We start from the raw sequence: 14,600 nt of genomic DNA, 5'->3' as shown, positions 1-14,600 counted from the left end.
GGGTTGCACTTGCACTCTTAAATCCCACCGATACTGTGGAATGTGATCTCCGGTCGGGAACGAAGTCGCATGTTGAAACCTGTCTGCCCCAAACCGTCACTGATGTAGAAGGCGCGCTGTTCATGATAATGTAAACCGCTGATGATGTCCAAATTGGGGAGCTTTCCCATCCGTTTGAGATGATAGGGTTTGGGCCAATGGATCTGGCCGCCGTGGAAGTGACCGGACAGGAGATAATCGAAGTGATGATCCATCTCCAGCACGATGTTGGGATCGTGAGTCAGAACGAGATGAATCCCTTTTCCCATGCCGGAAAAGGCCCGGTCGGGATCACTGTGTCCGGAGTAGTGGTCATCAATCCCGATGATGTTCAGTGTCTCGCCATCGATCGGAATGCTGATGTGTTCGTTTTTAAGGACGATGCACCCCCGTTTTTCCATCTCTTTCTGAAGAATGGGCAGATGGCCGGCAATGACATAGTCATGATTGCCGAAAACTGCATACATGCCGTAACGGGGGTTTAAGGTCTTCAATGCGTCGATATATTGAAGAAACCGTTCACTCATCGGTTCGGTGTCCAGATAATCTCCCGTCAAAGCAATCAGATCAATCGGTTCATTCTTCACTTCTTTGAGAAGGGCTTCCGGAGAGATGGAGAGCTTTTCCATGTGTAAGTCAGACAAGTGCAAGATCCGTAATTCGTCGAGGGGATGAGAAACCTGAATTTTCACACGCTTTACGATTGGACGAAAGGTGTTCCAACGGGCAATTGCCCATATGGTAAAAAACAAGCCGACCACAGGAAGTAAAGTCCATAAGAGCATCCATATCTCACCCCTATACCCTCAAACAATGTACCTACAACATCCACATCCTACAATATTTCAGGTGGAAAGTCGAGTGGGGAAATGAGGAAAATCCCCGAAAAAAACGGGGATTTTGGCTGGGGAGGCAGGACTCGAACCTGCGCATCACGGAGTCAAAGTCCGTTGCCTTACCACTTGGCTACTCCCCATGGAAGTGGTTTTCTAATGATCGGAAGGTTGGATTCTTACCGAAATCCGCTTTCGAAAGATGTTTTCCCGATCGGCTGTCGACACTCTTAATCTGACACCCGGGCGTCCCAATTATTCAGGATGGGGAAAAAATTTTTGGATGGGATGAGGGAGGATCATTCCGGAGCAGGTCGAACCCAAACAAAGGTGTGGAATAAATCAAGAGCCTTTACTCAGCGCGAATGGCAAACAGATGGGGCGAACTTACATAAGATGATTGAGGAACGTGAAAAGGAGTCAATGGGAAATGTTCAATGGAATTCTGATCTTGCCGGCATTTTATCTGTTGATCGGAACCATCGTCTGGAAACGGTGGATGGAACCTGAATTCTTTGAAAGGATGGAAAGCGGGGAAGACCCGGGGATTCTGGAATTGGCAAGGCAGCTCCGATCTCTGGCTGAACGTTACGGAGGGACACCTGTCTACCTCGCTTTGGCGGGGATTGCCATTTTTAGCTGGCCGATGGTTGTGTACCAGGAATTAACCTGCCGGTTTCGGAAAAGAAGAGAGAAAAGCGGAGATTGAGAAGGAAATGGGGGGGTTTTTGACTCTTCCCGTTCCCGCTCTCTTTATACATTTTTGTATGAGATCGATCGTAGATGTCCCACTTCATGATTAAGGAAATGAGATGGGAGAGAAAGGTCATTGGAATCCGTACGGTTATTCGCAAAAAACGGCCCTTTTATGGTTGGAAGGCTCCAAACCGGTTGAATCAAGAGTTTACTGCTGAGGCTTCGTTGCGTCGTCTCGTGACGGATATTGCCTACGTTCGAATCAGGAACGACTTTGCTTATTTGTCGGTGGTGCAGGATTTGTCCAACAGTGAGGTCCTTGTCGGAGCGACTTCGGAAGAAAGGGGCTATGGAGGGGGGACTTCTCCACTCGGATCAAGGTTTTCAGTACACCTCGCGATCTTTATCTTTCCAGAAAAAAACTGCGACCTTTCCCCTGTGAACATCAGGAAAAAGTCGTTGCTAAACTCTTTTTTACTGTCTACTTGACGGGATCAAGACTACCTGGCACGGTTGTTTTGATTCACCATCATTCTTTGGGGAATTTGGGTACAACCTCTCAAATCTCTGCGATATGCCTATTGATTTGATATCTTTACCGATGGAGCTTCCCATCTTACTGGTCAATGAATCGGGAGTACAAATTTTGAACGGACAGTAGACTCTCACCCTTGAGAGCTTTAACAGGATCCACACCGTTGTCAGTGGTACTGATCGTCTCTGAATTTGATCCGTTATTCACCAAATTCACATCAATCACCTGATAAAAAGCATTCCCTGTATCGGCAATTTCCCAGACACCCAAAATCAGGTGGTATCCGCTACGATCTGTCGGCACATCACATTCATGAACAACGGTGGCAGGCGGCCTTGCCCCTCCATCATTGTAATAGCAAAATACAGGGTCCAGATCAGCACGAGTCAGTGGTTGGTTGGGGTTCCAACCCTTTTTGGTGATATAATATTTCCACTCTTTCGTACTGTGAGGTGCAGTCAAATACCATTTAAAGGTGTTTTTGCCTCCATGAAGTGTGACTTTCGTCCATCGATCCGCTTTTTGTACGTCTAGATCCGGAAAAACACCACCACCTGCAATATGTCCATCCGGGGGACCGGACTCCGGGAAGGATCCGCGACCTTCCACACTCTGTGGCTCCCACATCACCGGTCCACAATTGATATTCTCCCCTTGCTTGCATAAATAAGCGCGACTGGCAGGTGACTCGATATATCCGTGCGCAAAGACACTTGGAGCGAAGCCGATTGTACCGAATAACACAAGTACCAGCATCCCGCCAAAACCAAGAAACCAACGCCATCTGATCTTTCTGATGTGGCTACGAGTCATGTGAAGCCTCCTTATTGGTTTGAATCCCTGCTCGATCGGGATTCAATTCGTTTAGAGAGTATTCCAATTCTCAGTGCTTTAGACATCATATTTTATAATTTTTTCGGGGAAAATAAATATAAATACTCATCATTTTCTGACCATACGTCCTAAGAGGAAGAATAGAGGTTTCGGCTTTGGAGCAGGCCCCCCGGTTGACCCAAGAGCAACAGGCGGGTTTGCCTGGTACTGGATGTAATGGTTAAAAGGTTTGGAGGGATGGAATCTTTGGAAGAAGTCCCCGTCCGGGCGGTGGAGGGGTCAAAGTCGAAATCATGCACGGATCCTGCGCGGTGTTTTTCGTGGTCAAGCACTCATTTCCATAGGAATGAGTGCTTTTTATATGACGATTGCTAGAGGTTTCAGTTTCACTCCATTTCCTCCATTTCTGATATTTTGCTCATAAAATGCTATACAAAAAAGGTGAATTTACTCTGATAAATTATTAATAAAGGCTTCTTGGTGATTTCGAACAGATTGCCGCAATGACTCCTTTGAAAGGAACAATGGACGCTGATCTAGGCAATTGGCGCAGGGAATGTTAGATTTTAATAGAGAAAATCGCTTTCCACTTGACAGTTTTTAATATTATCGAAATCATTAAATCGCACGGTGATTTTTACGGAACATATGTAATTGGATGGGGGCATTTTTTATGGAGGAGATATACCAAGAGATAAAGCGTCTTCGACTTGAGCAGGGCTATACGCTCAAGGTACTGAGTGAACGGACCGGACTGTCGGTCAGTTTCCTCTCACAGGTTGAGCGGGGAAGTTCATCCCTGGCCATTACATCGTTAAAGAAAATCGCGGATGCTTTCGGCGTACCGATTACCCGTTTTTTTGAAGCGGAGTTCAATCATAACTATCTTTTAAAATCAGAGGAACAGAAGCCTTTCCGGCTGGAAGGCTCGTCTACCGTCTATACGAGGCTGAACGGGGAATTCGGGGGACGTAGTCTGGAGCCGCTTCTTGTGACGCTCGCACCAAAGGAAAAACAGGCGCGGGATTCCCATCCGGGAGAAGAATTCTATTACGTCCTGAAGGGAGCGGCCCTGTTCACGGTGGATGGAAAGGAATACTTCATGAGAGAAGGGGATACGATTCATTTTCCTTCCAATGTTCCGCACTCCTGGGAAAATCCCCTCAGCGAAGATTCCTCATTTCTATGCGTCGTGACGCCGGTTATTTTCTGACCTGAGGGGGAAATAAGTACCGCTGTGTTATAATTTGGCATCACCAGGCCGGTTCCGTGTTGAAGAGCGGAATCGGCCTGTTTTTCGTCTCAAAATGATACTACGAAAAAAGTTTGGCCCCAAAAAACACCCTTTCAAAACGAAATGAATTATGGTAGTATCGAAAATAATCTAGTATAGATTCATTTTTATGATTTATTGTATTTTGTTTACAGGGAGGAGTGTATGGAAGAAGTTTGTAATGAAATCAGGCGTCTCCGGCAGTCACGTGGGTACACGCTTAAAGATTTGAGTGAACGCACTGAACTGTCAGTCAGTTTTCTGTCACAGGTTGAGCGGGGGACATCATCTCTAGCCATCACGTCGCTGAAGAAAATCGCTGACGCGTTCGGGGTGCCGATCCGGCAGTTCTTCCTTGCGGAAAACAATTTCAACTACATGCTGAAACAGGAAGAACAGAAACCTTTCCGGTTAGAAGGCTCGTCGGTCCTCTACACAAGGCTGAACGGCGAGTTTGATGGCAGGAGACTGGAACCGATGATGGTGACGCTGGCGCCAAAGATGAAGCAGAATCCGGATTCCCATCAGGGTGAGGAATTCTACTACGTCTTGAAAGGAACCGTACTCATCAAGGTGGGCGACAGAGAGTATGTGGTGCGGGAGGGGGATACCATTCATTTCCCTTCGACTGTTCCGCATTGCTGGGAGAATCTTCTTGACGAGGAAGCTGTGTTGCTGAGCATTGTCACACCGGCTGTATTCTGATTTTTACGATAAGGGGGAGGATTGAGTGAGAGTAGCAACTGATATTGGTGGAACATTTACAGATCTTGTATATGTTGACGGAGAAGGAAATGTCGGAGTGGCCAAGAGCCCTACAACTCCTCCGAACTTTGAGCAAGGTGTCATCGATGTCATCAGAAAGAGTGGGGTGGACCCGGAGTCGATCCAGACGTTCATACACGGGACGACGGTTATCATCAACGCACTGACGGAGCGAAAGGGAGTCAAGACTGGCCTGATTACCACCGCAGGCTTCCGTGATGTTCTGGAAATCGCACGTGGCAACCGGCCTGATCTGTTCAACCTCCGTTATAAGAAGCCTGAGCCGTTCGTCGAGCGCTACCTGCGCCAGGAAGTGACTGAGCGGATGAACCAGCTGGGGGAAGAGATCGTGCCGCTTGATGAGGATCGAATCAAAGAACTGGTTGATTACTTTAAGAAAGAAGAAGTCGATGCGATCGCGGTCGCATATCTCCATGCCTACAAGAACCCGGCACATGAGATCCGCACCGTTGAGTTGATCAACGAGTTGTGGCCAGAAGCGGCTGTGACGGCATCGCATGAAGTGACGAAAGAATGGCGCGAGTATGAGCGGACCAACACAGCGGTCCTCAACTCTTATGTCAAGCCGATTGCGTCTTCGTACATCGACCGCCTCAACGCTCGCCTCAGTGAGCTCGGAACGGGCGACCTCCGCTACATCATGCAATCCAACGGGGGGACGACAACGTTCGAGCAGGCGAAAAAAACCCCGATTAACATGGTCGAGTCGGGTCCAGTCGCCGGTATCTACGGTGCGGCTTACTTGGGCGAAATCCTCGGAGAGAAGAACATCATCGCCTTCGACATCGGCGGAACGACCGCGAAATGCTCGCTCATCGTGGAAGGCGAAGTGAAGGTCTCAACAGATTACTACATCGAGAAGGATGAGTACAACGCGGGCTATCCGATCAAGACCCCGGTCGTCGACATTGTCGAAATCGGGAACGGTGGCGGTTCCATCGCCTGGATTGATGAAGGCGGCGCGCTTAAAGTCGGCCCTCAGTCCGCAGGATCCGTGCCGGGTCCTGTCGCTTACGGTCAGGGCGGAACGGAGCCGACGACGACAGACGCCAACCTTCTGACAGGACGCCTGTCTCCGAAAAACTTTGACTACAACGTCGATATGGCCAAGGTGGAAGAAGCGATCAAGACGAAAGTGGCCGACCGGTTCGAGATGAAGCCGGAAGACGGCGCACTGGGCATTATCCGGATCGCCAACTCGAACATGCTGAATGCACTGAAGCTGATCTCGGTTCGGAAAGGGTACGACCCGCGCGACTTTACGCTTGTCGCATTCGGCGGCGGCGGCTCGATGCACGCACCGGCGCTTGCCCGCGAACTTGGTGTCAGAAAAGTGGTTGTTCCGGTTGCGTCTCCGGTATTCTCTGCCTGGGGGATGCTCATGACGGACCTTCGGCATGACTATATTCAAACGTATATCGCCCGCGTGAACGGACTTGATCTCGATGGCTTCAACAAGGAATGGGATGAGCTTGCCCGGATGGCGACTGCCCAGTTTGCGGAAGAAAACATCGAAAAGGAGAATATCCGCTTTATGCGGTTTGCAGACATGCGCTATGCGGGGCAGGAACACACCGTGAAGGTGCCGCTCGCATCCGGTCCGGTTACACCGGAATCGCTGACACAGCTCATCGCCGACTTTCACGAGCTTCACGAGAAGAACTACACGTTCAAACTGGAAGAGGCAGAGACGGAAATCGTCAATCTTCACCTCACGGCTTTCGGATCGGTCGAGAAGCCTGCACTGAAGAAGCTCCAGTTGAAAGGCGGTACGGCAAAGGATGCGCTCAAGGAAAAGCGGCCTGTCTACTACGAGCAGGACGGCTGGGTGGACACTGTCGTATACAACCGCTCGAAGCTTGAGCCGGGCATGGCGTTCAGCGGTCCGGCAGTCATTGAGGAACAGGCGGCAGTAACGGTCATCTACCCTGATCAGAAGGCGTCGATTGATGAATACGGTAACCTGATCATCGAAACGGAGGTGCGCTGAGATGAAAACAATCAAAGAACAAACTGTAGATCCGTTCACACTCGAGATTGTCAAAGATTCACTGGTGGCGATCGGTGAGGAGATGTTCCACACACTGGCCAGGACGTCTATGAGTCCGGTTATCTATGAAGTGCTCGACTACGCGAGCGGGCTGACTGATGCGAAAGGTCAGCTGTTGACACAGGGCAACGGGGTCACCGGCTTCATCGGGATGCTGACGTTCATGGTTAAGGAAACCTTGGAGAAATTTGAGGGAGACCTTAAACCAGGGGACATCATCATCATCAATGACTCGTACGGCGGTGGGGGCTCCCACTTGTCCGACGTCGGGTTCGTCATGCCAATCTTCGTGGACGGTGAGCTTGTCGCATTCGCTGCGAACAAGGCACACTGGACGGACGTCGGTGGCAAGGACCCGGGTTCCTTCAGCAATGACGCGACGGAAATTTACCAGGAAGGCCTGCAACTCCCATGCGTCAAGTTGTACGAGGGAGGGAAACTCAACCAGGCGGTTATCGACATGATCGAGGCGAACGTCCGCTTCCCGGATCTCTCCCTCGGGGACCTGTGGGCGCAGGTGGCGGCTATCCGCACCGGCGACAAGCGCGTTAGGGAATTGTGTGAGAAAAACGGTACCGAAACCGTGAAGACGGCCATCGAGAACTATCTCGACCACGGTGAGCAGATGGCGAGAAAGGAGCTCGCTAAGCTGCCAAAAGGCGAATTCTTCGCGGAGGACTTCATCGATGACGACGGTTTCGGTAACGGGCCGTTCAACGTCCGGGTCAAGGTGACTATTACCGACGACAAGTTCATTTGTGACTTCCGCGGAACCCACCCTCAGGTGCCGGGTCCGGTCAACGTCACATACACTGGTCTCGTCTCGGCGGTCCGGACGGTCTTCCTGGCAATCACGAACCCGTCCCAGGACGTGAATGACGGCGTGTTTCGCCCGCTTGAGATCATCACGGATCCGGCGTCAATCCTGTCGGCGGAACGTCCGGCCCCAGTTTCGGTCTACTGGGAATCGATGCAAGCCGGTGCGGATGTCGTCATGCAGGCGCTCGCTCCGCATCTTCCGGACCGGCTTCCTGCCGGACAGCTCCTGTCCGTATGTGCGGTGACGATTGCCGGGAAGCACCATGTGAACGGCGAACCGTTCCTTATCGTCGAGCCGTCTGCAGGCGGATGGGGCGCGGCACGCGGACAAGACGGTGCGCGTGGCCAGTTCTGCATCGGCGACGGGGAAACGTACAACGTCCCGGTGGAGGTGGCAGAAACCCGCTACGGTGTCATGATCGACGAGTATAGCCTGAGGACTGACGGCATGGGTGCCGGAGAATACATCGGTGGGGCGGGCGTCATCCGCAGCTACCGTGCGATGACAGACGGCCAGACCGTTTCGGCGACATTCGGGCGAAACAAGTTTCATCCCTGGGGGCTTAACGGCGGTGAGAAAGGTTCTCCGAACGAGTTCATCATCGAGAAGAAGGACGGGACGACGGATGGGCCGTTCGGCATGTATCCACGCTATCCGCTGAATACAGGTGATGTCGTGAAGCTTATGACAGCAACCGGTGGTGGCTACGGCGACCCACTCAAGCGCCCGGCCGATCAAGTCGCGCGCGATGTCAAAAACGGTTATATGACCGCCGTACAGGCGGAAGAGAAATACGGAGTGAAGGTGAACCCAAAGACATACGAAGTCGAAGGCGTCACAGGAAAGAGGGAAGCCTGATGGACGTATTGAAGCTCGCGGATCTGCAAGAGGAAGGCAATGATTCCTACTCCATGAAGACGGTATTCCAGGAAGCAGTGGGCGACTCCAGTGTGAAGGTCGGCCGCGTCATCATCCGAGCAGGGGAAACAGTTCCGCTCACGGGCGTTTCCAAGCATACGGAGAACGAGTACTCCATCATTCTGAAAGGATCGCTCGTCACTGAAATCGGCGACGAGAAGATCCGTATCACTGCCGGTGATGCCACCTTCATCCCGAAAGGCGAGGAACATGTGGCGATAAACGACGGCGAAGAGGACTGCGAACTGATCTTCGTTCTCGTGGGATAACATTTGAGAAAGTGAAGGGATCGTGAGATGGAAGATACAAAACCGTTGGGCGGTGGCAAGGATGAAGCCCTTGCGGCCATTCCGGAAAATAAGCGGCAACACTGGCTGACACCGGCCATGATATTTGGTGGTCTGGAGTTCACCATCCCGGTCCTCATGATCGGTGCCACGCTCTCAGGCTCATTCGGCATGTCGGAAATCTTCTGGGTGCTTCTGATTTCGTTGTTTGTTATCCAGTGGATCGGAAACGCCATTTCCGGATACATGGGGGCCAAAACCGGGCGTTCCTCATCGGTTATCGCGCGGACGAGTTTTGGTGCGGCACAGGCGAGATTCATCGTCGGCCTGACCATTTTCGTTGTCTCGCTTGGCTGGTGGGCTCTGCAGACGGCGGTTACGGGGAATGCAATTTCGGCAATGTTAGGTATTGATTATGGAAACCAGTTTTGGCCATGGGCGATTGTAACAATTGTTGCGGGACTGGCATTCGCGCTTCCCTCCATCATCGGTTACAACTCGATGAAATGGACAGATTATATTGCTGTTCCTGCCGGGTTGCTGCTCGTCACAGGGGGGATCTACTATGCATTAAAGAACACAGGCTGGGATACAATCTTGGCTTGGGATCCGGAACCGCAGATTACATTCCTAGCGGCGCTATCCCTCGTCATTGGGATCAACGTCTCCCAGTGGGTCATCGCATCCGACTACACGCGGTATGCGAAGCCAAAAGTTAAGGATAACGTGCTCATTCCGCTCGGAATTATTGCAGTCGGTTTCCCTCTGTTCTATGTGGGCGCCATCATGTCCGTCGGCGTTGGTGACGCGGACATTGTCAATGTCATGATGAATTTGGGCTTCCCGGTGTGGGGTTTCCTCATCCTCTGGTTCGCGACATGGACCAGCCAGCTCGTTAATAACTACAGCATGGGCCTTGCGCTTGCAAACCTGTGCAACGTCAACTCAAACCGAGGACGCGCGTTGCTGACACTGGGCGGGACAATGCTTGCAATTGTCATCGCGCTTGCAGGCATCCTTGATTACTTCCTGGACTTCTTATACATGACGGCGCTTGTCTATCCAGCTATAGCCGGTGTCATGATGGCGGACTTTTTCTTCATCCGTCGGCGTCAATGGAAAGACCTTCCGGGCTGGAACTGGATGGCGACCATTGGACTTGTGGTCGGAATCTTTGTCGGTTATCTTACACAGTATGTGATTACATTTGGAATTCCAGCGGTTCAATCGCTGATTGCGTCGGGAATTGTATACTTGGTTGCGATGCAGCTGAAGGCCAGGGTCAAATCGGATCACTTTACCGAGGATATAGGATAAAGAAGAAGTGGTCTCCTCGGAGCAAGCAGAGACAGTAGAAAGGAAAGATTCAGAGGCTCTCTTCGGAGGGCCGTTTTTGGCTGTCCATGATACCAAACCGGTTTTTTAAAAAAGACTGCCTCCGGCTGATCGATGAGGTCTGGGGATCAGTTGTCTGGATTGAATTTAGGACCGGGACGGGTCAAGGAACACGGCATCAAGCTTATGGAGTAGATTAAGAAAGCCTGGCCATGAAAGACGGTAGTGGCCGATATAAGGATCTGTGATGCGGGCTGTCATGAGGCGGAGCTTGCGTTCCGGGCTGGCACGAACAGCTTCTCCTCCATGTCAGAAAAACCTGCAGGGTGACGCGGAGACGGTTCTCCAGGCGCAGTATCCGCTTGTTTCGGGATTGAAGGGTGTCCGGATCTCTGTCGCAGGGGGCATCGGGCAGGAATCGGTGTCTGATGGAGATGGGTGTCGACGCGGCGAGTCGGAAGTGCGATTACGAGAGTGGTGATCGGGGGAAGATGGACGCGGAAATGGCGATGAGGATCCGGTGAAATGAATTTTCTCCTGATTAAGTATGAATTGATGAGTGTTCGAGTACAGTCGAGACTTAAAGAAGGGATCCGGAAATGACGCTTGGCTTTTCCGGTCTCTTAATTATTGCCCAACGAGCGCTTTTGATTTTCCGCGGTTACGGCGTTCCCAATATTGCTGCAGCTTTTTTTCGACCAGCCTCAACTTCCGGGTGGAAGTGGATGTGGGCGGCATCGCGTGTCGAGGCGATCAGGTCGACGGATTCCTTTACAGAAGTCTCCAGCATGCCCAGTACCGGGTGTTTGAGGATTCGCTCAGTCATTGCCGATCGCCCCCAAATCCCCAAAGTGGACTGGCCGGACAGGCGGCTGGTATTTATTTTAACGCGATCTGCGTATGATCGCGTTCTGTCGCCACCAACGCAACAGCATCACATATTGCGACAGGTCCGCCCTCCGCAGTAACCCATCCCGGCTCGTGTCCGGAGCTTCAGCTCACGGGAAGTACAACCGAATTGCTATACGGTGTCCATGAGTTTACCGTAGGTTACTTCTTCACATCTGCAAACGATCATGTCACGATCTGTCATTGGAATCACCTCATGGAAGCTTTTGTTATCTGCCGATGATCCGGAGATCTTTCGGGAAGGAAGTGAGTACTTCCGCTTTGCCATCTTCACGGAGATACACTTTGTCCTCAATCCGTACACCGCTGTGGCCGGAACGATCAGAGCCTCCATTATAAAGGTGAGAATAAAAGGGCAAAGAGCATGATTTTGAGGAGGTGTTCAGAAAAGGGGTAAAAGTGGTGAGGTATCAAGGGCTCTGACCCCCTGCTGTTACAATACAAAGCACTTTCGTAAAGGCATCCAACCAAAAGCGCAAATCACCGGCTCCTCCTGGGACGGTGATTCTTTGATGGTAATGCGAGTGATCACACAACGATTCTAGACTGTTCATGTTATAATCTCACCAAATCATAGATAAAGGGTTGTTCGTGATGCCTAAATCCAAACGACTGATGGAGCTGATGATGACAGTCAACCGAAAACGACGCTTTAAGGTCCAGGAGCTTGCAGACGAATTTGGAGTCTCGAAGCGCACGATTCTGAGGGATTTGCGGGAACTGAGTGAACTGGGGGTGCCGCTCTATTCGGAAGTCGGGCCGCATGGTGGTTATCAGGTGATAAGGGAGCGGGTGCTGCCTCCAATTGCATTCACGGAAGGAGAGGCCGTGGCGATGTTTTTTGCAGTGCACGCCCTGCGCCACTACTCTTCGCTGCCGTTTGAAGCGGAATCCGCATCGGCGCTGAGAAAGTTCTATCTCCATATGTCCGGAGATGTCCGTGACCGAATCGACAGCATGAGGAATCGGGTCGACTTCATTACACCGACCAGGCGGAGCGATGCCCCCTACTTGGTCATGCTCCTCGACGCTGCAATATATGGGAAAGTGCTTGCTGTCAAATATGAGTCAAAGGGGAGAGAAGTGAATCATCGTCGGATACAGCCAATATACATTTATGCTAACGACGGTTTCTGGTATTGTAAGGCGTACTGCTTTCTGCGCCAGGGATTTCGGGTATTTCGGTGCGATCGAATCCACGAGGCGGCGTATGACACGTCTGGCACGGAGCCGCTTGAGTTGGGGGATGTCCACCTTGGCAGGCGGGAGAATGATGAGCCGAAAGAGCCGGTTCGCCTTCGCGCGCGGTTAAGCAGAGCCGGTGTCCAGCGTTGCGAAGCCGAGCTGTGGCTTGATTCAAAGCTGCATGTGTACGAAGACGGAAGCGGCGTGATCGATATGGAAATGTCGCGCAGCGACATTCCTTTTTACACGTCGTTTTTCATCGGACTGGGAGAGGAGGTTGTTCTGGAGGAGCCGACGGAATTGAAGGATGCGATTCGGAGGAGGCTCTCAAAATTGCTGACCAGATACCAGTGATCGGGAACGATGGCGCCATGGTTGGCGATTGTTTGCTCTGATTATACGTTATACCGTCCCGCTCGAAGGCATACAGCGAACATGACATACAAAAAGCACACTGAAAAATGCCAGGTGCTCCCCGGCATTTTTCAGTGTGCTTCCGTTTTATTGATCATCTCTGAGTGGATATTTGGAATGTTACGCCGAATTGATCAGTTACCATCCCGTAGGCTGGACTAAAGTGCACTTTTTGCAAAGGCATGATGACTTGACCGTCTTGCTGTAAAGCATCGAAAAATCGATATGATGTTTCGATATCAGGAGTGGTGATGCAGATTTGAACACGATTTCCACTCCGATTGGGTTCCCCTGGGGAAGTATCTGCAACAAACAGTTCGGCATCGCCAATTTTTAATACGGAATGCGCCAAACGATCTTTGGCTTCATTTGGTACGGGATGTTCAGGATCTTCCGGTGCCTCTCCGAACGATTGTGTGAAGACAATTTTTGCACCTAATGAAGTTTCATAGAACTGGATAGCCTCTTTCGCTTTTCCGTCGAGCATGATAAAGGGTGTCACTTGAAATGCCATGTTTTACATCCTCTTCATATGGATATTTTGCCCGATAGTTATATCAAGCCGGGCTTGAGTTTGATTGTAGATTATAATAGTGACAGGTTTTGTCATGGATTCAAAACCGTAATCAATTTTAGTGGCGGTTCAAAATTCAGTTCAGGAGCTTGGCGACTTTTCTGTGCTTTTCCTCTTAACACCCGGCATCCTATAATGTTCAGATAGAGGTGGTTATAGTGAGCCGAAAAGGAAGATTTCGCTCTGACAATGAATATAAGAAAATGTATGTTGGATGATCTGCAAACATTGCAATACCTTAGCCGAGAAACTTTTTACGACACATTTAAGGAACAGAATTCAGCCGAAAATATGCAGGCTTATTTAAAAGCATTTAACGCAGCGCAATTAAAGAAAGAGCTTATGGCAGATGCTTTACATTTTTATTTGTTACAGTCGATCAGGAAATCGCCGGCTATTTTAAAATCAATACAGCTGATGCGCAGACGGAACCGATGGGAGACGATGCGCTTGAAATTGAACGAATTTACATTCGAGAATCTTTTCAAAAACAAGGTTGCGGCAAATACGTGTTGCAGCAAGCTATAGCGATGGCGCAAGAACTGAATAAAACGAAAATCTGGCTTGGTGTTTGGGAAAAGAACGAAAATGCGATCGCCTTTTATAAAAAAATGGGATTTGTCCAAACGGGGGCGCACGTTTTTTATATGGGTGATGAAAAACAGACAGACTTGATTATGATTAAAACGCTCCCATAAATATTGTGCTGGAAGGGTGAATATGGATGTATATTCCGAAAAAATTTGACCACTCCCCATGCCTAAAGGCAGGGGATTCTTGGGTAAGTTTCCTACAATCGGGAGAAATCGACCAAGCTCAGACCGTGAGCCCCACGGCGATTAATTTCAATCCTTCTAGCAAAATGTTTGATATCGTATAGAACATCCGTAGAGATTATATCTAATTGGATGAATATTCTTTCCCCATCACTCACCTCAACTACCAAATAATCGAACCTAGATATCTCTGTCCGGTAAAAGTGGCGGGCGGCGGTGTATGAAGTAGAACATAATTCTCGATAAATACAAAGATACAGATGATTATTCGAAATCTGCCCGCAACTGCTCGGTTCAGTCTTTTGTACAGATCATGTCGTATATTGTCGAATATTT

12 protein-coding genes, 1 tRNA gene and 2 pseudogenes are annotated in these 14,600 nt (G+C 50.3%); 9 read left to right on the top strand and 6 right to left on the bottom strand.

All coding sequences use genetic code 11. The annotated features are described in order from the left end of the window. Nucleotides 1-17 precede the first annotated feature (17 nt). Together IEV46_RS02680 and IEV46_RS02675 are read right to left on the bottom strand one after the other, a co-directional pair. Nucleotides 18-824, bottom strand: coding sequence for a metallophosphoesterase (locus IEV46_RS02680; RefSeq protein ID WP_188429632.1), 807 nt, complete (start codon nt 822-824; stop codon nt 18-20). A 116-nt stretch (nt 825-940) separates the two neighbouring features. Next, nucleotides 941-1,015 (bottom strand) — tRNA-Gln (locus tag IEV46_RS02675). A gap of 287 nt (nt 1,016-1,302) precedes the next feature. On the opposite strand from IEV46_RS02675, the gene IEV46_RS02670 reads away from it, so the two are divergent. Beyond that, a complete protein-coding gene (locus IEV46_RS02670) occupies nt 1,303-1,581 on the top strand; it encodes an aldo-keto reductase family protein (RefSeq protein ID WP_188429630.1) in 279 nt (92 codons plus the stop codon). A 603-nt stretch (nt 1,582-2,184) separates the two neighbouring features. On the opposite strand, the gene IEV46_RS02665 is transcribed toward IEV46_RS02670, so the two are convergent. Continuing rightward, nucleotides 2,185-2,859 carry a lytic polysaccharide monooxygenase gene (locus tag IEV46_RS02665; protein ID WP_373284544.1) on the bottom strand — a complete coding sequence of 225 codons (675 nt, stop codon included), beginning with the start codon at nt 2,857-2,859 and terminating at the stop codon, nt 2,185-2,187. 751 nt (nt 2,860-3,610) lie between these two features. Here IEV46_RS02665 and IEV46_RS02660 point away from each other — a divergent pair. From IEV46_RS02660 to IEV46_RS02635, 6 genes are all read left to right on the top strand, one after another. Further along, complete coding sequence (locus tag IEV46_RS02660; protein WP_188429626.1) at nt 3,611-4,150, top strand: helix-turn-helix domain-containing protein; 540 nt, start codon at nt 3,611-3,613, stop codon at nt 4,148-4,150. 225 nt (nt 4,151-4,375) lie between these two features. Further along, a complete protein-coding gene (locus IEV46_RS02655) occupies nt 4,376-4,915 on the top strand; it encodes a helix-turn-helix domain-containing protein (protein ID WP_188429624.1) in 540 nt (179 codons plus the stop codon). 25 nt (nt 4,916-4,940) lie between these two features. Then, nucleotides 4,941-6,986: a hydantoinase/oxoprolinase family protein gene (locus tag IEV46_RS02650; RefSeq protein ID WP_188429622.1), complete on the top strand. Its 2,046-nt coding sequence runs from the start codon at nt 4,941-4,943 to the stop codon at nt 6,984-6,986. A 1-nt stretch (nt 6,987) separates the two neighbouring features. Continuing rightward, nucleotides 6,988-8,724, top strand: a complete 1,737-nt coding sequence (locus IEV46_RS02645) for a hydantoinase B/oxoprolinase family protein (RefSeq protein ID WP_188429620.1) — start codon at nt 6,988-6,990, stop codon at nt 8,722-8,724. Then, nucleotides 8,724-9,053, top strand: a complete 330-nt coding sequence (locus IEV46_RS02640; protein ID WP_188429618.1) for a cupin domain-containing protein — start codon at nt 8,724-8,726, stop codon at nt 9,051-9,053. Before IEV46_RS02645 ends, IEV46_RS02640 begins: the two co-directional genes overlap by 1 nt. Nucleotides 9,054-9,080: 27 nt before the next feature. Beyond that, nucleotides 9,081-10,388, top strand: a complete 1,308-nt coding sequence (locus IEV46_RS02635) for a purine-cytosine permease family protein (RefSeq protein WP_188429616.1) — start codon at nt 9,081-9,083, stop codon at nt 10,386-10,388. Between the two features lie 679 nt (nt 10,389-11,067). Here the strand turns inward: IEV46_RS02635 and IEV46_RS02630 are convergent. Continuing rightward, entirely contained in the window at nt 11,068-11,232 is a 165-nt protein-coding gene (locus IEV46_RS02630) for a hypothetical protein (RefSeq protein ID WP_188429615.1), read from the bottom strand. Then, a pseudogene (locus IEV46_RS18440) lies at nt 11,225-11,499 on the bottom strand ((2Fe-2S)-binding protein). The gene IEV46_RS02630 and the pseudogene IEV46_RS18440 overlap by 8 nt, the downstream one beginning before the upstream one ends. A 410-nt stretch (nt 11,500-11,909) precedes the next feature. Between IEV46_RS18440 and IEV46_RS02625 the strand changes: the two are divergent. Beyond that, a complete protein-coding gene (locus IEV46_RS02625; RefSeq protein ID WP_188429614.1) occupies nt 11,910-12,854 on the top strand; it encodes a helix-turn-helix transcriptional regulator in 945 nt (314 codons plus the stop codon). A gap of 154 nt (nt 12,855-13,008) precedes the next feature. On the opposite strand, the gene IEV46_RS02620 is transcribed toward IEV46_RS02625, so the two are convergent. Beyond that, nucleotides 13,009-13,428, bottom strand: coding sequence for a VOC family protein (locus IEV46_RS02620; protein ID WP_188429612.1), 420 nt, complete (start codon nt 13,426-13,428; stop codon nt 13,009-13,011). A gap of 249 nt (nt 13,429-13,677) precedes the next feature. Here IEV46_RS02620 and paiA point away from each other — a divergent pair. Next, a pseudogene (gene paiA, locus IEV46_RS02615) lies at nt 13,678-14,186 on the top strand (spermidine/spermine N(1)-acetyltransferase). Nucleotides 14,187-14,600: the final 414 nt, after the last annotated feature.

Source organism: Kroppenstedtia guangzhouensis (assembly GCF_014637345.1).
In the GTDB taxonomy this organism is placed as follows: Bacteria; Bacillota; Bacilli; order Thermoactinomycetales; family DSM-45169; genus Kroppenstedtia; species Kroppenstedtia guangzhouensis.
Note: the sequence above shows the minus strand (reverse complement) of the source record. Positions and strands in the feature narration are given on the sequence as shown.